Raw genomic sequence first — 20,017 nt, 5'->3', positions numbered from 1 at the left:
GCGCTCGTAGGGTTTTCCCGACTCCGCCGTCGTCATCAGCCATGGAGGACGGTATGCGCAGATGGATTCTGGCGGGGGCGGTCGCGGTTGCGCTCGCCGTCGGGACGAGCACGCCGGCGGTGGCCGCGGATCCCTTGCTGTCACAGGGAAAACCGGTCACGGCCTCGTCGTCGGGTGGGTGCTGCCCGGCGGCGAACGCGGTGGACGGCGACTCCGCGACCCGCTGGGCCAGCGCGCCCGGCGTCGATCCACAGTGGATGTACGTCGATCTCGGCGCGGCCGTGCACGTGAGCCGCGTCCGCCTCCAGTGGGACGCTTCCTGCGCCACCGCCTACGAAATCGACACCTCGGCCGACCACGTCACCTGGACGAAGATCTACGCGACGGACGCGGGCAAGGGCGGCGTCGAGGACTTGACGGCCCTCGACGGCACCGGCCGCTACGTCCGGGTGTACGGCACGAAACGCTGCCGCACCGACGCCTCGAAGGGTTACTCCCTGCAGGAATTCGGCGTCTACGGCTCGGCGGGGGACGTCCGGCCGCCGTCACCGCCCGGCACGCCGACGCTCGCCGGGGTCACGCCCACCAGCGCGACCATCTCCTGGACCGCGGCCACCGACGACGTCGGCGTCACGGGCTACGACGTCTACCGCGACGGCCAGCTGTGCGCGAGCACGACCGGCGCGCTCACGGCGACCTGCGGCAACCTCGCCCCGAACGGCAGCTACGGCTTCTACGTCAACGCCCGCGACGCCGCTGGGAACGTGTCGCAGGCCAGCGGCACGCTGACGGTCAAGACGCCGCCGTCCGACGACCACACGCCGCCGTCCACGCCGGCGGACGTGCACACGACCGCGGTGAACAGCACTTCGATCGGCCTGGCGTGGACGGCCTCGACCGACGACGTCGGCGTCACCGGCTACCGGATCTACGACGGCAGCACGCAGATCGGGACGTCCGACACGGCGAGCACGACGCTCGGCGGGCTGACCCCGGCCACCACCTACCACCTGCAGGTGCGGGCGGTCGACGGGAACGGCAACCTCAGCGCGCCGAGCACGCCGGTCCTGGACGTCACGACCCCGGGCGGGTCGGGCTGTACGCCGTCGCAAGGGGTCTGCGGCGCCACCCAGGTCGGCACCGACGACGACGTCGTGTGGGGCCTGGTGACCCTGCCCGACGGCACGATCCTCTACAACGAGCGCGACGCGCACGACGTCGTCCACCTGAACCCGAAGACCGGCGCCAAGAAGACGATCGGGACCGTGCCGAACGTGCAGAGCACCGACGGCGAAGGCGGCCTGACCGGGCTGGAGATCGACCCGGTGTCGTTCGCGTCCGACCACTGGCTCTACCTGATGCACACCTCGCCGAGCGACAACCGGATCGTGCGGATCAAGTACGACCCGGCCGCCGACTCGCTGAGCACGGGCACCGAGCAGGTCCTGCTGACCGGCATCGCGCGCAACAAGTTCCACAACGGCGGCCGGCTGCGGTTCAGCCCGGACGGCCGTTACCTGTTCGCCGGAACGGGTGACGCGCAGAACGGCGCCAACGCGTCGAACACCAGCAGCCTCAACGGGAAGGTGCTGCGGATCAGCCCGGACGGCTCGATCCCCGCGGACAACCCGTTCCACAACGCCGTGTGGAGCTACGGGCACCGCAACGTCCAGGGCCTGGCGTTCGACTCGCAGGGCCGGCTGTGGGAGCAGGAGTTCGGCAACAGCGTCATGGACGAGACGAACCTGATCGTGAAGGGCGGCAACTACGGCTGGCCGTCGTGCGAAGGGACGTCGGGGTCGTGCGACGGGTTCATCGCGCCGAAGAAGACGTACCCGGTGGCGCAGGGCTCGTGCAGCGGCATCACGATCATCCGCGACGCCCTGTACGTGGCCTGCGAGCGCGGGGCGCGGCTCTACCGGGCGGTGCTCAGCGGCAGCTCGCTGACGAACTTCCAGGCGTTCTTCACCGGCACGTACGGCAGGCTGCGCACGGTCGAGCCGGCCCCGGACGGCCGGATGTGGCTGGCGACCAGCGTGGACGGTGACAAGGACAGCACGCCGCACAACAGCCACAACAAGATCCTGCGGGTGACGGTCGGTTAGGTCCGGCCGGCACGGTGGCCGGCGGAGCGTGGCACACTTCGTCGACCACCAAGCCCGGCAGGGGAGCACCGCGCATGACCGATCGTCCGGCGAGGCGAACGCAGGAGCAACGACGCGCCGAGACCGAGCGGCGCGTGCTGGACGCGGCCATGGCGCTCATCGCGCGCAGCGGGTCCCGCGCCGTCACGCTCGCCGAGGTCGGGGAGGCCGCCGGCTACAGCCGCGGCATCGTCTACCACCACTTCGGCAGCCGGGAACGGCTGCTGGAAGCCGTGCTCGACGCGGCGCAGCGGTTCGACGTCCCCGCCTACGACGGGGACGGCCTGGACCACCTGGTGCGGATCGTCGAGGCGTACCTGCGCAACGTCGTGCGGCGAACGCCGTCCGCGCGCGCCTTCCTGCAGCTGTGGGGCGAGGCGATCGCGGCCGACCCCCTGCTGGCGCCGCTGTTCGCCCGCCGGGACGCCGACTTCCGGCAGCTGCTGGCGGACGTGGTCCGCCAGGGCGTCGCCGACGGGTCCGTCCGGTCCGACGCGAACCCGGCCGCGGCCGCCGTGCTGGTCGTCGCCTTGGTCCGCGGGACCGGGCTGCAGCTCATCGCGCAACCGCCGGTGCGCAACGTCCCCACCCTCATCCGCGAGGCGACGCGCTCGGTGCGCGCGGCGTTCGCCGTCACGCCGTAGCTTCCGGGCGTGGTCGCCCGCCCCGGCCGCTGCTACACTTACTTGCATACATGCACGCAAGTTAGGAGTGGAGATGCCTGTTCCCCTGGTACTCGTGCACGGCAACCCGGAGAACTCGGGCGTGTGGGGACCGCTGATCGCCGCCCTGGGCCGCGACGACGCGGTGACGCTTTCCCCGCCCGGCTTCGGGGTGCCCGCGTCCGACGGCTTCTCCGCCACCGTCGAGGGCTACGGCGAGTGGCTCACCGCGCGGCTGGAGCAGTTCAAGGAACCGGTCGACCTCGTCGGCCACGACTGGGGCGGCGCGCACGTCGCCCGGATCGCGATGACCCGCCCGGACCTGGTCCGCAGCTGGGCGTCGGACGCACTCGGCCTCTTCGCGCCGGACTACGTCTGGCACGCGCGGGCGCAGGTGTGGCAACAGGAAGGAGCGGGCGAGGCCTCGGTGAAGGAGATCTTCGGCGGCTCGTTCGAGCAGCGGCTGGCGGTCGTCACCGCGCTCGGGATGACCGGCCCGGTCGCGGAGCGCGTGGCCGCCGGGATGGACGACGGCATGGGCCGGGCGGTGCTCTCACTGCTGCGGTCGGCCGCCCAGCCGGTGATGGCCGAGGCGGGCCGCGACCTCGCGAAGGCCCGGCAGCGGCCCGGCCTGGCCCTGATCGCGCTCGCGGACATCGACCAGGCCAGCGGAACGCCCGCGCAGCACCGGTTCGCGGGCGAGGCCGCCGGGGCCGAGATCGCCGAACTCCCCGGTACCGGGCACTGGTGGCCGGTGACCGACCCGCACCCGGTGGCGCACGCCCTGACCGCGTTCTGGTCCCGTTTGGACGGTCAGCCGGCGGCCGCTCGCTAGCCGTCGAGCAGACGCGAGAGCGCATCTCGCGCTCTCGCGTCGTTCTCCGCCAGTGCTGTCAGCTCACGCGCCAGCGCCGTCAGCCAGTCGTCGACCGCGGTCTCCTTGCGGCTGATCACCACTCCCCGGACCACCTGGTGGATCTCCGCCGCGACCCCGCCGTGCTTCCCGGCGCTCAGCACCAGCACGCGGTCCGGCGTCCGCACGCGCACCGCCGTCGCCTGCCCGTCGCGGCCGGCCACCCGGTCGGCGAACGTCCGGTGCCGGTCGACCTCGACCATGCCCGGCGGCAGCGCGCTGCCCAGCGTCTCCGACAGGACCCGGTGGTAGGACTCGACGTCCGCGCGGTCCGTGCGCAGGGCCGCCGCCACCAGGTGGAAGTCCAGCTCGGCGCCCATCAGTCGGTCAGGGGCAGCACGAGCTGCGGCTTGGCGATGTGGTGGTCGGCCCGCAACGGCTTCACGGCCGTGCCGATCGCGAAGAACTCCGTCGTGTGGCCGCCCCAGCGGTGCGGCAGCGACCGCAGCTGCACCCCGACGATGCCTTCCGCCTCCAGCTGCTCGGCCTCGGCCTGCATGCGTGACATCGCGAGCTCGCGCGCGTCGTACAGCGCTTCCGTGTACTGCGGGATCTCGACGTTCTGGCCGACGTTGCCCATCACCTGCCGGAACCGCTGGTGCGCGATGTGGTAGACGCACGTGCCCATCACCATGCCCAGCGGCGCGTACCCGGCCTGCACCAGCGTCCAGAAGTCCTGACCGGACAGGTCGCTGGTGAACGGCTTCCCCGTGTTGTTGCGCCATTCGCCGGGCTCGTCGGCCTTCACGGCGGTGCCGACGGCGACGAACTCGGCGAGGTCGCTGCCGAACTCCTTGAACTCGATCTCCAGCCGGACCGCGACGATCCCGTCGGCGCCGAGGACGTCCGCCTCCGCCTCCATCCGGGACATCGCGAGCTCGCGGGCGTGGTACATCGCCTGCGAAAGCCGGTCCAGCTCCTGGTTCTTGCTCCACCGCCCCAGCTGGAACCCGACGTGGTAGATGCTCGAGCCGAGCACCAGCCCGAGCGGCCGGAACCCGGCTTCCCGCACGAGGAGGAACTCGTTGACGCTCAGGTCCGAGGTGAACAGGCTGGTCTTCTGGCCCGGTCGCATCTCGGCGAGCCGGCGCATCGCATCCTCGGGGATGTGCTGCGCGGCGGGGTCCGCGGTGGTCACGAAGCCTCCTCAGTGGCGGTTCAACGGCAGGATCTTGAGCGCGCCGGCCGGCGCGGCCGGGCCTTCGCGGAAGCGGGCGATCGCGGTGCCGGTCACGGTGGCGAGCGCGATGACCGCGAACTCCTGCACCGGCCAGGCGGCCACGCGCAGGTCCGACACGATGCCGCCGTCGGCGCCGCAGTCGCGGATCGCGCGGCCGAACTCGGCGCGCGCGGCCGCCCGGGCGTCGGTAACGGCTTTCGTGGGTGCGTCGACTTCGACGTTGACCGCCCACGAGGTCGTTTGCCGGCTCATGTACGGGTCCCGCACCGCCCGGCCGGCGACGCCGATCGCGACGCGGGCCGGCACCCAGCCCGCCTGCACCAGCTTGCCGACGTCCTGGCCCGGCAGGTCGGTGGTGAACAGCCGCCGCGGCCGCTGCTCGGTCCGGGCGCGCACGGCGGTGCCCAGTGCGACGAACTCCTGGGTGACCTCGTCGAGGTCGGTGACCGTGAGCCCGATGCCGAGCACGCCGTCGGCGCCCAGCGCCTTGGCTTCCGCGGCGAGCCGCTCGAGCGCGGTCGCGTAGCCCCGGCGCAGGACGTCCTCCTGCACCCGGATGCTGTCGATGGCCCACCAGTTCGGGCCGCCCCAGCCGACCTGCTGCACGACGCAGCCCATGACCTCACCGACCGGCGTGAAGCCGGCGACCTCGGCCCCGACCGCGCCCGGCACGCTCAGCAGCGACGTCTTCGACCCGGACGCCTCGAAGCGCGCGATGCGAGCCCGCGCGGCCGGAGGCAGGTCCTGAACGTCCCGTTTGGGCACCGGGCCTCCTTCCGTCGCCGCTCTTCCCATCGTGGCACGGATTCACCTCCGGCGAGGCGAAGCCGGAAGATGTCCGGAAGGTCGTGATCGGGGGGTCCCTAACGCCAGCTGTCGTCGCCGAAGCCGAGGGTCACCGGGCCGCGGCGGGTGCCCGCCACCGTCTCCGACGGCAGCACCTCGTCCAGGAACGCGTAGTCCGGGCTGCGGGTGCGCGCGTGCCACTGGGCGATCTCGTGCCAGCCCGGTGCGGCCAGCGCGCCGCCGAAGTGCTGGACCGACAGGCTCGCCGTCAGGCAGGCGAACCGGAGGCGCTCCACCAGCGGCCAGCCCGTCAGCGTCGCGGCCACGAAACCCGCGCCGAACACGTCACCCGCGCCGGTCGCGTCCAGCACATCGACGGGAAGCGCCGGGACCGCCGCCGTCTCGCCGGTCGTGCCGTCCACCGCCAGCACCCCCTCGCCGCCGCGGGTGATGACCGCGATCGGGACCAGCTCCGCCAGCCTGCTCAGCGCCGCCTCCGGCGTGTCCGTGCGGGTGTAGCGCAGGGCTTCGACCTCGTTCGGCAGGAACGCGTGGCAGCAGGCCAGCTGCTCCAGCAGCGCCGGCGACCACGCCTCGGACGGGTCCCAGCCGACGTCGGCGAACACGAGGCTGCCCGACTGGTGCGCGGTGTGGACCCACTCGGCCGTGTCGAGGCCGATGTGCGCGACCGTCGCCCGGCTCGGCGGCGGCGAACCGGCCAGCTCCGCGACCGGGACGGGCGGCGGGTGGCCGTGGGTGACCATCGCCCGGTCGCCCGCGTATGCGAGGGAGACCGTCACCGGCGAGTGCCACTCCGGGAACTGCCGCGACCGGGACAGGTCGATGTGCTCCTGACGGGCCAGCACGTCCCAGCAGTAGCGCCCGTAGACGTCGGTGCCGAACGCCGCCGCCAGCGACGTCCGCAGGCCGAGGCGGCTCAGCGCGACGGCGAAGTTCGCGATGCCGCCCGGCCCCGAGCCCATGCCGCCCGTCCACACCTCGGTGCCCGGCGCCGGCGGGTGTTCGAGACCGGTGAACACCAGGTCGAAGAACAGCAGGCCGGACAGGAAGACATCGATGTCGGGTGCGGGCTCGGCCGGCACGGGCACCTCCACGTCGATCACTCGGGCCGCTCACTCGGGCCGATCATTCGGGCGGTCGGCCCGAGCCTGCGTCAGCGGCGCGCGATCCGCAAGAGGGGCGCGGCTTCGGCCACGGATCGCGTGGTGGCGGCTGCTAGGGTCGCCGGATGCGGCACAGCAGTCGTCCGGAGCCGCCCTCGGGGCCGGGGGCTCCGCCACCCGGAAACCCGGCGGGTCACCCGATCGGGGCCCGGCGATGAGGCTGGCGATCCTCGGCGGCGGCGGGTTCCGCGTGCCGCTGGTGCACGGGGCGCTGCTGGCCGGCGGCGAGGTCACCGAGCTCGTCCTGCACGACGTCGACGCCGGCCGCCTCGCCGCGGTCGAACGCGTCCTGGCCGAGCAGGCCGCCGGCGCGAGCGCCGCGCCGCGGGTGCGGACCACCACCGACCTCGCCACCGCCGTGTCCGATGTGGACTTCGTGTTCTCGGCCGTCCGCGTCGGCGGCCTGCGCGGACGGCGGCTGGACGAGACGATCGCGCACGCGGAGGGCGTGCTGGGCCAGGAAACCGCCGGTGCGGGCGGGATCGCCTACGGGCTGCGGACGGTCCCGGTCGCGATCGCCCTCGCGCGGCTCATCGGCGAGCGGGCGCCGCGCGCGTGGGTCATCAACTTCACCAACCCCGCCGGCCTGGTCACCGAGGCGATGGCCGCGCACCTCGGCGGCCGGGTGATCGGCATCTGCGACTCCCCGGTCGGGTTGTGCCGCCGCGTCGCCCGCGCCCTCGGGATCGACCCGGCGACGGCGAAGTTCGGCTACGCGGGGCTGAACCACCTCGGCTGGCTCCGCTCGGTCCGCGTCGGCGGCGAGGACGTCCTGCCCCGGCTGCTGGCCGACACCGCCGCGTGCGAGTCGTTCGAAGAGGGGAAGCTCTTCGGCGCGGACTGGCTGCGCACGCTCGGCGCGATCCCGAACGAATACCTGCACTACTACTACTTTCCCGAGGCCGCCGGTTCCGCGTCACGCGGGGAGTTCCTGCTGGAACAGCAACGCGGTTTCTACGCGGAACCTTCGCTGGCGTCGTGGGAACGCACGCGCCTGGAACGCGAAGCGACGTACATGGCCGAGACCCGCGAAGGGGAGCGCGACGACCTCGAAGGCGGCGGCTACGAGAAGGTCGCGCTGGCCCTGGTGCGGGCCCTCGCGCACGGCGAGCGCACGACGTTGATCCTCAACGTCCGCAACGGGTCCGCGCTCCCGGGCGTGCCGGGCGACGCCGTCGTCGAGGTGCCCTGCACGGTCGACGCCGAAGGAGCCCGCCCGCTCGCCACCGGACCGCTGGCGGACCACGCGCTGGGCCTGGTGACGACGGTCAAGGCCGTCGAGCGCGCGGTGCTCGAAGCGGCGGTGACGGGTTCGCGGGCGGCGGCGTTGCGGGCGTTCGCGCTCCACCCGCTGGTCGGCTCGGTGCCGGTCGCGCGGCGGCTGCTCGACGCCTACGTCGCCGCGCACCCGGAACTCGCCTACCTCGCCTGAGCGGCCGCCATCGCGTTGAACTCCGCTTCGGCTTCCCGCTCGACGTGGAGCTGCCACGCCCGGTCGGCGATGGCGTCCGGATCGAGCGTGCCCACGGTGAAGCCGTGGTCCTGCGCGGTGAAGACGCGGTGGATGTCGCCGCGCTCGATGAGGCCGCCGATGGTGAGGATCCCGGCGTGGACACCCGTTTCGCGCAGGGCCGCGTGCAGCGTCAGTACGTACATCCGCAGCGCCGCCGACGCCGGGGCGAGGCTGCCGAGCAGCGGCATCGGGTACTTGCCGCTCAGGCCGCCGGCGAACAGCAGCGACCCGGAACCGCGCGCCAGCAGGTCCGGCAGCACGGCCTGGACGAGGTTCGCCGCCGGCAGCACGGCGGAGTCGAACGACGCGCGCAGCGTGCCGGCGCCGGCTTCGGTGAGCGGCGTGATGCCCGGACCGGAAGTGGCGTCGGCGGGCCCGAAGTACACGGTGTCGAGCTCGCCGGCGTCGGCCGCGATGCGGGCGAGCACGTCGCGGAGCCGGGTTTCGTCGGTGACGTCGGCCGTGTAGGTGCGGACGTCGATTCCGGCCAGCGACGCGCGGTAAGCCGCGTGCCGGGTGTCGGTGCGGGAAACGAGCGCCGTTGTGAAGCCTTCGCGGCCGAAGCGGTGGGCGATCGACAGGCCGAGCCCGGGGCCGACCCCCAGGACGGCGAGCACTTTCGGCAAGGGTACCTCCTCAAGTTGAGTAAGTCCTCAACTTAGCCGCAAGTTGAGCGTGCCGTCAACTTGCGGTTCTTGTCCACAAAGGACGTCGTGCGGGTGAGGCCGTCCGGGCGGTTTCCGGCGGCCGGACGGGTTTCCCGTGGTCACGCACCTTCCGGGCCGCCCGGAGCGGCGCTCATCATCGGCGGCATGACCGCTGCCTACCCCGCCGAGAAGGACCACCCCGCCGTCCCGATGGGGGCGATCTACGCCGGGCACCCGCCGGCGTCCCGGATCGTGTTCCCCAGCGGCCACGAAGGCTGGCTGGTGACGCGCTACGACGACGTCCGCACGGTCTTTTCCGACCCGCGGTTCAGCCGCAACCTGCTGTACCCGGGCGCGCCGTGCGTGATCGAGCCGGGCGATTTCTCGACGGGCGAGCACAGCATCCTCAACATGGACCCACCCGACCACACCCGCCTGCGGCGGCTGTCGGCGCAGGCGTTCACCGCTCGCCGCATCGCGGCGCTACGGCCGCGGATCGAGGAGATCGCCGTCGACCTGCTCGAGACGATGGTTGCGCACGGCCCGCCGGTGAACCTGGTCGAGAAGTTCGCCTTCCCGCTGCCGACGGCGGTGATGTGCGAGCTGCTCGGCGTCCCGTTCGCCGGCCGCGAACGGTTCCGGCGGTGGTCGCTGGTGATCGTGACACCGATGCAGCACGAGCCCGCCGAGGTCGAGCAGGCCCGGCGCGACGGCGCCGAGGACATGGCGGCGCTGGTGGCGGAGAAGCGGGCGCGCCCCGCGGAGGATTTCTTGAGCGCGCTGGTGCAGGCCCGCGACGAAGACGGCGACCGCCTCACCGAGCCGGAGCTGATCGACCTCGCCACGCAGCTGCTGCTCGCCGGCCACGAGACGACGGTGAGCCTGATCGCGTGCGGGATCGTCCTGCTGTGCGGGCACCCGGAGCAGCTGGCGGCGTTGCGCGCCGACCCGTCGCTGACCCCTGGCGCGGTCGAGGAGATCATGCGCTACGACGGACCGGTGGACTCGTCCCTGCTGCGCGTGGCGCTCGAGGACGTGCGCCTGGGCGGGGTGCTGGTGCGTCGGGGAGAGGCGGTGCTGGCCCACGTCGGAGCGGCGAACCGCGACGAGAACGTGTTCCGATCGGCGGCGAAGTTCGACATCCGCCGCAGGGACGCCGCGCAGCTGGGTTTCGGCCACGGAATCCACTTCTGCCTGGGCGCGGCGTTGGCCCGGTTGGAGGGCGAGATCGCCCTGCGGACGCTGGTGGACCGCCTGCCGGGACTGGACCTGGCGGTCCCGGCCGAGACGATCGCTTGGCGGCCGCCGTTGTCGGTGCGCGGACCGGAGGAGGTCCCGGTGACCTGGCGGACCTGAACCCACGCGGCGGCTGGTGTCGGGCGCTCCGCTGCAAGGAGAAGCCCGGCGGCGGGTGTGCGGGTCGGCCCGCGGTCGGTTACACGGCTGCCCCCGGCGAAAGGTGCCGGCCGTGGGGGCGCTGGTCGGCCCGGTGTCGAAGGTGGCCTGGCGGGTCCAGCCGGTGCGGTGGTCGGGGCCCGGGGTGGTCGCTGGTGCCGGGCGGCCCGCGGGTCGTCCGGCGGCGGGCTGCCCGCGGTCGGTGGCGTGGCCGGTTCGGGTCTGCGCCGAATGCCCGTTCGCATTGGCGCCGCCGGGCGAGTGGCCCGGTCCGCGACTGCTCCAAGCGGGTAGAACATGTTCCAGTTCTGCGTCCCGTGTGGAGACCATGACCCTCGCCGTTCCCGCGAGCGAGGAGTCGCCATGGATGCCGACCTGACCCGCCGTCAGCTCCTCCGCGGCGGTGCCGCCGGTGTGGGCCTCGCGGTCGCCGCCGGGCTTGCCACCCCGGCCGCCGCGACGCCGGCCCGTGCCGCCGCCGCGCTTGGGGCTCCCGCCGCGGTCGCGCCGGTCGGTGAGTACGACGTCGTCGTGGTCGGGTCCGGGGCCGCCGGCATGACCGCCGCGCTGACCGCCGCCAAGCGCGGGTTGAGCGTCGTCGTGCTCGAGAAAGCGCCGACCTTCGGCGGGTCCGCCGCCCGGTCCGGGGCCGGCATCTGGATCCCCAACAACCAGGTGCTGCTCGCCGCCGGCGTGCCGGACACGCCCGCGAAAGCCGCGCAGTACCTCGCCGCCGTCGTCGGGGCGGATGTTCCGGCCGCGCGGCAGGAGGCGTTCCTGCGCAACGGCCCCGCCATGATCGACTTCGTCCTGGCGAACAGCCCGCTGCGGTTCCGCTTCATGGCGGGCTACAGCGACTACTACCCGGAGCTGCCGGGCGGCCTGCCGAACGGCCGGTCGATCGAACCGGACCAGTTCGACGGCAACCTGCTCGGCGCCGAGCTCGCCCACCTCAACCCGCCCTACCTCGCCACGCCGCCCGGGCTCGTCGTCTTCAGCGCCGACTACAAGTGGCTGAACCTCGCCCTGGTGAACGCCAAGGGTGCCGCGGTCGCCGCCGAGTGCCTCGCTCGCGGCACGGCCGCCGCGCTGGCCGGGCAGAAGCCGCTCACCATGGGGCAGGCGCTCGCCGCCGGGCTGCGCGTGGGCCTGCTCCGCGCGAACGTCCCGGTGCTGCTGAACACCCCGCTCGTCGACCTGAACGTCGAAAACGGCGCGGTCACCGGCGTCGTCGTGCCGCAGGGGCTGGTGCGGGCGCGGCGCGGGGTGATCGTCGGCTCGGGCGGGTTCGAGCACAACGCGGCGATGCGGGCGCAGTACCAGCGGCAGCCCATCGGCACCGACTGGACGGTCGGCGCGAAGGAGAACACCGGCGACGGCCACCGCGCCGGGCAGCGCGCCGGCGCCGCCCTCGACCTGATGGACGACGCCTGGTGGGGCCCGGCCATCCCGACCCCCGGCGACCCCTACTTCTGCCTGGCCGAACGCACCCTGCCCGGCGGCCTGATCGTGAACCAGGCCGGGCAGCGGTTCGTCAACGAAGCCGCGCCCTACAGCGACGTCGTGCACACGATGTACGACAAGAACCCGGCGGCGCCGGACATCCCGGCGTGGCTGATCGTCGACCAGAACTACCGCAACCGCTACCTGTTCCGCGACATCGCGCCGCTGCTGCCGTTCCCGGACGCCTGGTACGCGGCCGGCGCGGTCTTCAAGGCGTCGACGATCCAGGACCTCGGCACGCAGATCGGCGTCCCGCCAACTGTGCTCAAGTCCACAGTGGACCGCTTCAACGGCTTCGCCCGGTCCGGTGTGGACAGTGAGTTCCACCGCGGCGCCAGCGCGTACGACCACTACTACACGGACCCGGCGGTGACGCCGAACTCCTGCCTGGCGCCGCTGTGGGCGGCGCCGTACTACGCGCTGCGGCTCGTCCCCGGCGACCTCGGCACGAAGGGCGGCATGCGCACGGACGCCCGGGCGCGGGTGCTGCGCCCGGACGGCTCGGTGATCCCCGGCCTGTACGCGGCCGGCAACGCGAGCGCGGCGGTGATGGGACACAGCTACGCCGGTGCGGGCTCGACCATCGGCCCGGCGATGACGTTCGGCTACATCGCCGGGAACGACGTCTAGAACTCCTTTTCGACCAGTGGAAGCACCTCGGTGCCGAGCAGTTCGATCGCGCGCATGACTTCAGCGTGCGGGACGCCGGACCAGTCCATCTGCATGGCGTACCGGTCCGCGCCGGTGAGCTTGCCGACGGCGATCAGCCGCTCGGCGATCTCCTGCGGGCTGCCGACGAACAACGCGTTCGCGTCGCGGGTGAATTCGTCGTACTCCGCCCGCGTCGGGACTGCCCAGCCGCGGGCGCGGGCGCCGTACTTCATCGTCTCGAGCCAGTACGGGTAGAAGGTTTCCTTGGCGTCCTGAGACTTCTCGGCGACGAAGCCGATCGCGCCCATGGTGACGTGCAGGTCTTGTTGCTCTCCCGCTTCCCCGGCCCGGCGGTAGAGGTCGACCAGCGGGGCGAAGCGCTCGGGCTGCCCGCCGATCACCGCGTACACCACCGGCAGGCCGAGCAACCCGGCGCGGATCGACGACTCCGGGTTGCCGCCGGTGCCGACCGAGATGCGCAGGCGCCTGCCGTAGGGCCGCGGCAGGATCCGCGCGTTCTCCAGCGGCGGGCGGAACTTGCCCGACCAGGTCAGCGGGTCCTCGCGGTCGATGCGCAGCAGCAGGGCGAGCTTCTCCTCGAAGAGCTCGTCGTAGTCGCCGAGGTCGTGACCGAAGAGCGGGAACGACTCGGTGAACGACCCACGCCCGGCGAGCAGCTCGGCGCGGCCGTGGCTGAGCTGGTCGAGCGTCGTGAACTGCTGGTAGAGGCGGACCGGGTCCTCGGTGCTCAGCACGGTGACGGCGGAGCTGAGCGTGATCTGGTTCGTGACGCTCGCGGCGGCGGCCAGCACGGTGCCCGGGTTGGAAATCGCGTACTGGTCGAGGTGGTGCTCGCCGAGGCCGTAGAAGCCGAGGCCCAGCTCGTCGGCGAGCTTGATCCGCTCCAGGGTGTTGGCCAGCGTCCGCGCGACGGTGGGCTGCTCGCCGGTGCGCGGGTCCGGCGCGCGGTCGCCGAAGCTGTAGATGCCGAGTTTCATACAACGCTCAACTATCTCGGGGCCGGATTCGTTCCCCGGCGCTCAGCCGAGTCGGGCCCGGAGGTGCTTCTCCGAGGGCTCTCCGCCAGGAACCGCCTGCCGTGGAATCTGCCTGCCGCCGGCACCTGCTGCCTCGGGAACCGCCTGCCGCCTTGAACCGCCTCCACCTGACTCCCGGCAAGAGCTGGCTGCTTCCGGAGAACCGCCTCCGGAACCGGCTGCCCTGGGCAGGGATCGCCGCACCCGCCGCGGTCCGGCAGTCCCGGTGCCTTCCTCACACCGTCCACTCGGGATCGCGTCCGAGGTACCGCAGCAATGTCGCCACCGCGTCATCACCGGGGGCCGTCGGCAGAGCCGGTGCGTACGCGAAGCCGCGCAGGGGCTCGGCCAGGTGTCGGGCCACCGGGAGCAGTTGCTCGGCCAACTCCGGCGTCAGCGGGGACTTCCCGCCTGTGGCCTTGGCGATGTCCCACGCGTGCACCGCCGCGTCCAGGGCTGCCGCTCCGGCCGCCAGTGGGGCCGGGAGGGCTCCCTGCGGCAACGGCGTCGGGACCTCCGTCGCGTCGCTGGACACCGTTGCGAAGGCTGCCGCCGCTGCGGTCAGGGTCGGCTCCAAGAACTCCGCGGGTGCCACCTCCAGGGCACCCGACGGGGCGAACGGGTTGAAGTCCGGGCCGCCCGAACCCGTGATCGCCGCCGCGTAGCCCAGCTGGTCGCCCGCTGCGTGCTGGAGGACCTGGGTCACGTTCCACTCCGCGCACGGCGTCGGGGCCGTCCAGTCTTGAACGCCCGCGATCGCCGAGCGCAGGGCCTCGTGGGCCGACGTCAAGATCGGCCAGGACGAGCCGCTCGCCAGGCCGGCGAAGAACCGGCGGATGTCGCCCACCAGGACCTCGGTGGCCTCGTGTGCCGCGTAGTGGCCCGCCGCGTTGCGGGGGCCGCCGGAGGCTGCCGCCGGGTCGTAGCTGTTCCAGCTGACGATGTTCGCGTGGTCGCGGTCGGCGAACCGCCTGATCGACCGGAAGTCGCCCGCGAACATCGCCAGGGCCGTCGGGACCGTCGTCGGGCCCTCCGGGCGCGGGTTCGTGTGCGCGTTCTCGTAGTAGAAGCGGATCGACGAGCCCGCCGTGCGGGTCAGCCAGTACAGCGCCACGTTCGCCAGCACGAACTCCGGGTCCAGGTGCTCGCCGAACAGCTGCGCGTTCCACGCCAGCAAGCCGAGCGGCGAGTCGGCGAGCGCGAACGCCAGCGTGTGCGGCTGCTGGCTGTGCAGGACGTTGAAGGAGAACATGTTCTCCATGAACCACTGCAGGTGCGCCAGCGCGGCCTGGTCGGCTTCGCTCAGGTCCGCCAGCTCGGCCGGGTCGCCGGACGGGAACGAGAACAGCTGCGTGACGTGCACGCCGACCACCTTCTCCGGCGCGAGCCTGCCGATCTCCGGCGAGATCATCGACCCCGCGTCGTTGCCCACCGCGCCGTAGGACTCGTAGCCCAGGCGGCTCATCAGCTCGGCCCACGCCGCCGCCGTGCGGTGCGTGCCCCAGCCCGCCGACCGGGTCGGGCCCGAGAAGCCGAACCCGGGCAGCGATGGGATCACCAGGTGGAACGCCGGCTCGTCCGCCGACTCCGGCTCGGTCAGCGGGCCGATCACGTCGAGGTACTCGACGATCGAGCCCGGCCAGCCGTGCGTCAGCACCAGCGGGGTCGCCTCCGCCCGCGACGAGCGGACGTGCAGGAAGTGGATCGGCTCGCCGTCGATCTCGGTCACGAACTGCGGGTACGCGTTGAGCCGCGCCTCGAACGCCCGCCAGTCGAACTCCTCCAGCCAGTACTCCGCCAGCGCGCGGACGCGCTCGTTCGTGACGCCGTACTCCGCGGGCAGCTCGTCCGGCCACAGCGCCCCGCGCAGGCGGTTCGCCAGGTCGTCGAGAGCCGCCTGGGGGACTTCGGCGCGGAACGGGCGGAGAGCGGGGGTGGTCATGACTGGCTCCTTCGTATTGGAACGGAATGCTTCGTTCCGAACAGTACCAGACCGGAATGATCCGTTCCAGTGCTAATCTCGTGCCATGTCCGAGACAGCCCCGCCGGAGACAGCACCGCCGGAGACAGCTCTGCCCGGCCGCCGCGGCCAGGCCGCCCGCAACAACATCGTCATCCTCGACGCCGCCCGCCACGTCTTCCTCGGTGACCCGAAGGCGCCGATCTCGCAGGTCGCCGAGCGCGCCGGCGTCGGTATCAGCGCCCTCTACCGCCGCTACCCGAGCAAGGAAGCTCTGCTCTGCCGCATCTGCCACGACGGGCTCCTCATGTACATCGGCGAAGCCGAGTTCGCCGCGGAGGAGCGGGACGGCTGGACGGCGCTGACCAAGTTCCTCACCCGGGTCGTCGACCTCGACGTGCACTCGCTGACCGTCCACCTCGCCGGCACGTTCACCCCGACCGACGAGATGAGCCGGGACGCGCGGCGGGCGGGCGAGCTGACGAAGCAGCTGGTCGAGCGGGCGCGCGAAACCGGGCGCCTGCGCCCGGACGCCGTCGCCGAAGACATCGGCATGATCCTCGAGTGCTGCGCCGCGATCCGCGTCGATGACGAAGAGCGCACGGCCCAGTTACGCGGCCGGTACCTGGCGCTGCTCATCGAAGGCTTGTCGGCGCACGGTCCGGAACTACCCGGCCCGCCGCCGCGCCCGGGTGAGATGAACGGGCGCTGGCGTCCCTCCTGACGGCGGTGCCGCAACGCGTCCGGATGGCGGTAACGAATTCTCCTGGCGCGACGACTGATCAGCGTCGGCTGTCCACAAAAGACCTACGCGAGATCTGTCAGAGCGGCATTCCCCGGACCGGAACAGCGAGATGACGACTATGCAAAGAAGCTGGCGACGGACCACGATCCTGTCCTCGGTGGCCGCACTGGCCACGGCGTTCATCGCAATCGCCCCCGCCGCCCAGGCGGACACGCCCACCAGTTCCGTCGGAGTCAGTCCGACGACGGTGCTGCCGGGGCAGACTTTCACGGTCACGCAAACCATTCACAACCCCACCGATTTCACGGTGACTTTCGCGAAGGGCGCCATTTACGGCACCCCGACCGCGATCACCGACGTCGTCGACATCGTGTCCTGCACCAACACGACTTCGGTCGGCTGCTTCCAGGCCGGCAGCAGTTACCGGGCCGCGTTCGGCGATCTCGAAGCCGGCGGCACGAAGACCACGGTGTGGACCTTGCGCGTCAAGGACACCGCGGCACCGGGGCAGTTCACGCTGCAGCACCAGTTCGTCGGTGACAACTACGCTTTCGACATCCTCGACGGCCCGGTGATCACCATCGCGAACCCGGTCACGCAGGCCGACGTCAAGGTCGCGCTGGGCGCCACCGGGCACGGCGGGCTGAACGCGCGCATCGACTACACGGTGACCGTGACGAACTCCGGCCCGTCCGCCGCGACCGGGATCCGGGTCGTGGCCACGTATCCCGCGGGGCTTTCGTTCGCGAGCGGCTCCGGCTGCACCCCCGTCGGCGGTACCCGGACCGTGAACTGTGACGTCGCTTCGCTGGCCAGCGGCGCGTCGGCGACGCCGAAGTTCTCGGTGAACGGCGGCCTGCTCGCGCTCGGTTCGTACACCACGACGGCGGTGCGGACGGCGAGCTCGCCCGCGGACCCCAACGCCGCCAACGACAGCGCGTCGAAGACGTGCTCGGCGCTCACCGGGCTCATCGTGACCTGCTGAAGGTTCGCGAGAGGCGAACCGGGCTCGTGTCCTCCGCCAGGGACGCGGGCCCGGTTTCGCATTCCGGGAACTAGCCCGTCACCGACGCGTACAGCTTCGCGATGTCGTCGTCGAAATAGGCGCTGTAGGAAACGTCCGGGGTGTCGCCGCCGAGCTGGTAACCGCCGATCACGCCGATGACCGCGCCGTCGGTCACCCACGGCCCGCCGCTGGTCCCGTCCGGGAAACCGGCGCACGCCACGCGCATCTGGTAGGTGTCGGACTGCGTGGTGTTCCCGTCGCAGACCACCGGGGAATCGGTCGTGTCGGGGTAGCCCGTGAGGGTGATCCGGTGCTCGAACCCGCGGTTCGTGCCGAGCACGTTCGCGCCGGTGAGGCTCTCCAGAGACGCCGTGCTTCCCGCCTGCCGGACGGTGAGGAACGCGAAATCGAGGTCCGGGTCCGCCGAGGCCTTCCAGCCGTCGGCGACGGCCACCGAAGTCACCGTCCAGCTCCCGAACGGCGAGACACCGTCGTGGTAGCCGGGTGCGAAGCTCATGCCGTCCTTGACGCAGTGCGCGGCGGTCAGCACGAGGTCCCCGGCTGCCGAGTGCACGACGCTCGCCGTGCAGTAGTGGCTTCCGCCCGCGAACAGCGCCCCCACCGCGGAAGTAGCGGACTTCGCCGGCGCGGCGGGAGCGACAGGAGCGGCGGGAGCGGCCGGAGCGATCGAAGCAGCGGGAGCGGGCGCCGCGGTGGTGACCGGGGCCGCCGTGCCCGCGGCGTAGGCGTCGTCGCTCGTCGTGCCGGTGCCGAGGACCAGCCCGGTCCCCATGACCAGCAACGTCGCCGCGGTCGTCAGCGCGGTGCGGGGAAACTTGATCGCCACCAATCCAGGTCACCACAGCGGCGCCGGTTCCGCAGCGCGCGGAGCCCGATGCACAGCCCGCTCATAGTGACCTCACAGCGCCGCACAGCACCCGAGAACTCCGCCGGCAGCCGCCGGCCGCGGCTCAGCCCGCAGCGGCCGCGAACCCGGCGACCGCGGCCACGGCCTCCCGCGTCTCCCGGACGTTGTGGGCCCGGAACACCGCGGCACCCGCGTGCGCCGCGATCGCCGTCGCCGCCAGGGTGCCCGCCAGGCGGTCGTGGGCTTCGACGTCCAGCGTCTCGCCGATCAGGTCCTTGTTCGACAGCGCGACCAGCACCGGCCAGCCGGTCGCCACCAGGCGGTCGAAGTGGCGCAGCAGCTGCAGGCCGTGGCGGGTGCTCTTGCCGAAGTCGAACGTCGGGTCGATGAGCACTCCGCCGCGCGGCACCCCCGCGGCGACCGTCCGCTCGGCCGCCGCCGTCAGCTCGGCGACCACGTCCGCGACGACGTCGTCGTAGCGGGGCCAGAACGGCCGCTCCGGGGTCGGCGCCGGGTACGGGTCGGTGCGCAGCGGCATGCCCCCGACGTGCGAGCACACGTACCCCGCGCCGAACTCCGCGGCCACCTCGACCAGCTTCGGGTCGGCGCCGGCCCAGGTGTCGTTGAGCAGGTCGGCGCCCGCTTCGCAGACCTGGCGGCCGACCTCGTGGCGCCAGGTGTCCACGCTGATGACCAGCTCCGGGTGGCGCCGGCGCACTTCGGCGACGAACGGCACCACCCGCCGGCTCTCCTCGTCGACGCCGACCTCGGGGCCCTCGCCCGCCTTCACCCCGCCGATGTCCACGATGTCGGCGCCCGCGGCGACCGCGCGGTCCACCGCGGCCATGGCCGCGGTGCCGGCGAAGGTGGCGCCCTTGTCGTAGAACGAGTCGGGCGTGCGGTTGACGATGGCCATGACCAGGGCGCGGTCGCCGGGCATGCGACGGCCCCGGAAGACCACCTCCGGCCGGTGTGACGTCATGCGCCCAACCCTGCCAGGTCACGGCCCGGTCCGGAACGCCGCGTCCGCGCCCCGCGCCGGTTATCCTCGGGCGCGAACCGATCAGGGGGGCGAAGATGAGCGAGGAACCAGGCCGCGGCGACGCCGAAGCGATGGTCGCGGAGGCCAAGAAGGCCCTGTGGGTGATGGTCGGCCTGCTGGCCGTGCTGTGGGTGGTCCAGCTCGTCAACGCCCCGGGTGGCTACGACCTGAGCCGCGAGTTCGGCATCGAAGCGCGCAACCCGGCGTCGCTGCCGGAGATCCTCAGCTCGCCCTTCCTGCACTACAGCTGGGGCCACATCGAAGGCAACTCCGGGCCGCTGTTCGTGTTCGGGTTCCTCGCCGCCTACCGCGGGGTGAAGAAGTGGCTCTGGGTGAGCCTGCTGATCATCGTCGCCAGCGGACTGGGCGTCTGGTTCATCTCGCCGTCGAACTCGGTCACCGTCGGCGCCAGCGGCCTGGTCTTCGGCTACTTCGGCTACATCATCGTGCGCGGGCTGTTCGACCGGCACCTGATCGACATCGTCATCGGGCTGGTGATGGCGTTGTGCTTCGCCTACCAGTTCACGTCGCTGCTGCCGACCCAGGAAGGCGTCAGCTGGCAGGGCCACCTGTTCGGCTTCGCCGGCGGCATCATCGGCGGCTGGCTGTTCCGCGACCGGCGGCCGAGGGTGGCCGCCGCCCCCGACCCGGCGACCGTCCTGCTGCCGAAGAACCCCGGCTAGCGTCGCGCGGCTGAAGGTCGGTTGACAGCGGCCGGGCTCAAGCGCCCCAAGGCGGCCTTGGTTGCTCCATCCATGCCCCCGCCGCCACCCTCAACGGA

General features: G+C 72.3%; 18 protein-coding genes. 9 read left to right on the top strand and 9 right to left on the bottom strand.

Going from position 1 to position 20,017, the window contains the following annotated elements; translation table 11 throughout:
- The first annotated feature begins 53 nt into the window (after window positions 1-53).
- The 3 genes from ACLJPY_RS32770 to ACLJPY_RS32760 all read left to right on the top strand — a co-directional run bounded on the left by ACLJPY_RS32770 (window position 54) and on the right by ACLJPY_RS32760 (window position 3,641).
- On the top strand, window positions 54-2,105 hold the full coding sequence (locus tag ACLJPY_RS32770) for a PQQ-dependent sugar dehydrogenase (protein ID WP_410594423.1): 2,052 nt from the start codon (window positions 54-56) through the stop codon (window positions 2,103-2,105).
- A gap of 74 nt (window positions 2,106-2,179) precedes the next feature.
- A complete protein-coding gene (locus ACLJPY_RS32765; RefSeq protein WP_410594422.1) occupies window positions 2,180-2,788 on the top strand; it encodes a TetR/AcrR family transcriptional regulator in 609 nt (202 codons plus the stop codon).
- A gap of 73 nt (window positions 2,789-2,861) precedes the next feature.
- The gene (locus ACLJPY_RS32760; protein ID WP_410594420.1) at window positions 2,862-3,641 is read left to right on the top strand and encodes an alpha/beta fold hydrolase; all 780 of its coding nucleotides are present in this window, start codon (window positions 2,862-2,864) and stop codon (window positions 3,639-3,641) included.
- Here ACLJPY_RS32760 and ACLJPY_RS32755 read toward each other — a convergent pair.
- From ACLJPY_RS32755 to ACLJPY_RS32740, 4 genes are all read right to left on the bottom strand, one after another.
- A complete protein-coding gene (locus ACLJPY_RS32755; protein WP_410594418.1) occupies window positions 3,638-4,039 on the bottom strand; it encodes a hypothetical protein in 402 nt (133 codons plus the stop codon). The two genes, ACLJPY_RS32760 and ACLJPY_RS32755, sit on opposite strands and share 4 nt — an antisense overlap.
- Window positions 4,039-4,857 (bottom strand): heavy metal-binding domain-containing protein, encoded by an 819-nt coding sequence (locus tag ACLJPY_RS32750; RefSeq protein WP_410594416.1) that lies wholly within the window; start codon window positions 4,855-4,857, stop codon window positions 4,039-4,041. The genes ACLJPY_RS32755 and ACLJPY_RS32750 overlap by 1 nt, the downstream gene beginning before the upstream one ends.
- Before the next feature lie 9 nt (window positions 4,858-4,866).
- Window positions 4,867-5,664 (bottom strand): GNAT family N-acetyltransferase, encoded by a 798-nt coding sequence (locus ACLJPY_RS32745; RefSeq protein ID WP_410594414.1) that lies wholly within the window; start codon window positions 5,662-5,664, stop codon window positions 4,867-4,869.
- Window positions 5,665-5,762: 98 nt separating this feature from the next.
- Window positions 5,763-6,788 carry a carbohydrate kinase family protein gene (locus ACLJPY_RS32740; RefSeq protein ID WP_410594627.1) on the bottom strand — a complete coding sequence of 342 codons (1,026 nt, stop codon included), beginning with the start codon at window positions 6,786-6,788 and terminating at the stop codon, window positions 5,763-5,765.
- A 235-nt stretch (window positions 6,789-7,023) separates the two neighbouring features.
- Here ACLJPY_RS32740 and ACLJPY_RS32735 point away from each other — a divergent pair, with 235 nt between their 5' ends.
- Window positions 7,024-8,301: a 6-phospho-beta-glucosidase gene (locus ACLJPY_RS32735; RefSeq protein ID WP_410594412.1), complete on the top strand. Its 1,278-nt coding sequence runs from the start codon at window positions 7,024-7,026 to the stop codon at window positions 8,299-8,301.
- Here ACLJPY_RS32735 and ACLJPY_RS32730 read toward each other — a convergent pair.
- On the bottom strand, window positions 8,289-8,999 hold the full coding sequence (locus ACLJPY_RS32730) for an SDR family oxidoreductase (protein ID WP_410594625.1): 711 nt from the start codon (window positions 8,997-8,999) through the stop codon (window positions 8,289-8,291). The two genes, ACLJPY_RS32735 and ACLJPY_RS32730, sit on opposite strands and share 13 nt — an antisense overlap.
- 195 nt (window positions 9,000-9,194) lie before the next feature.
- On the opposite strand from ACLJPY_RS32730, the gene ACLJPY_RS32725 reads away from it, so the two are divergent.
- Window positions 9,195-10,385, top strand: coding sequence for a cytochrome P450 family protein (locus ACLJPY_RS32725; RefSeq protein ID WP_410594410.1), 1,191 nt, complete (start codon window positions 9,195-9,197; stop codon window positions 10,383-10,385).
- Between the two features lie 402 nt (window positions 10,386-10,787).
- A complete protein-coding gene (gene kstD, locus ACLJPY_RS32720) occupies window positions 10,788-12,557 on the top strand; it encodes a 3-oxosteroid 1-dehydrogenase (RefSeq protein WP_410594408.1) in 1,770 nt (589 codons plus the stop codon).
- Here the strand turns inward: kstD and ACLJPY_RS32715 are convergent.
- Together ACLJPY_RS32715 and ACLJPY_RS32710 are read right to left on the bottom strand one after the other, a co-directional pair.
- Window positions 12,554-13,576 (bottom strand): LLM class flavin-dependent oxidoreductase, encoded by a 1,023-nt coding sequence (locus ACLJPY_RS32715; protein ID WP_410594406.1) that lies wholly within the window; start codon window positions 13,574-13,576, stop codon window positions 12,554-12,556. The two genes, kstD and ACLJPY_RS32715, sit on opposite strands and share 4 nt — an antisense overlap.
- Window positions 13,577-13,850: 274 nt before the next feature.
- Window positions 13,851-15,557, bottom strand: coding sequence for a TIGR03086 family metal-binding protein (locus ACLJPY_RS32710; protein WP_410594404.1), 1,707 nt, complete (start codon window positions 15,555-15,557; stop codon window positions 13,851-13,853).
- An 85-nt stretch (window positions 15,558-15,642) separates the two neighbouring features.
- Here ACLJPY_RS32710 and ACLJPY_RS32705 point away from each other — a divergent pair, with 85 nt between their 5' ends.
- Together ACLJPY_RS32705 and ACLJPY_RS32700 are read left to right on the top strand one after the other, a co-directional pair.
- Entirely contained in the window at window positions 15,643-16,299 is a 657-nt protein-coding gene (locus ACLJPY_RS32705; RefSeq protein WP_410594402.1) for a TetR/AcrR family transcriptional regulator, read from the top strand.
- 178 nt (window positions 16,300-16,477) lie between these two features.
- The gene (locus ACLJPY_RS32700; RefSeq protein ID WP_410594400.1) at window positions 16,478-17,305 is read left to right on the top strand and encodes a hypothetical protein; all 828 of its coding nucleotides are present in this window, start codon (window positions 16,478-16,480) and stop codon (window positions 17,303-17,305) included.
- Between the two features lie 70 nt (window positions 17,306-17,375).
- On the opposite strand, the gene ACLJPY_RS32695 is transcribed toward ACLJPY_RS32700, so the two are convergent.
- The gene (locus ACLJPY_RS32695; protein WP_410594398.1) at window positions 17,376-18,176 is read right to left on the bottom strand and encodes a trypsin-like serine peptidase; all 801 of its coding nucleotides are present in this window, start codon (window positions 18,174-18,176) and stop codon (window positions 17,376-17,378) included.
- Window positions 18,177-18,297: 121 nt separating this feature from the next.
- Window positions 18,298-19,176 carry a dihydropteroate synthase gene (folP, locus tag ACLJPY_RS32690; RefSeq protein ID WP_410594396.1) on the bottom strand — a complete coding sequence of 293 codons (879 nt, stop codon included), beginning with the start codon at window positions 19,174-19,176 and terminating at the stop codon, window positions 18,298-18,300.
- Window positions 19,177-19,271: 95 nt separating this feature from the next.
- Between folP and ACLJPY_RS32685 the strand changes: the two genes are divergently transcribed.
- On the top strand, window positions 19,272-19,919 hold the full coding sequence (locus tag ACLJPY_RS32685) for a rhomboid family intramembrane serine protease (protein WP_410594394.1): 648 nt from the start codon (window positions 19,272-19,274) through the stop codon (window positions 19,917-19,919).
- The last annotated feature ends 98 nt before the right edge of the window (window positions 19,920-20,017 follow it).

The organism is Amycolatopsis sp. lyj-23, assembly GCF_046549135.1.
In the GTDB taxonomy this organism is placed as follows: domain Bacteria; phylum Actinomycetota; class Actinomycetes; order Mycobacteriales; family Pseudonocardiaceae; genus Amycolatopsis.
The sequence above is the reverse complement of the archived record's forward strand: the minus strand, read 5'-3'. Positions and strand labels throughout refer to the sequence as shown.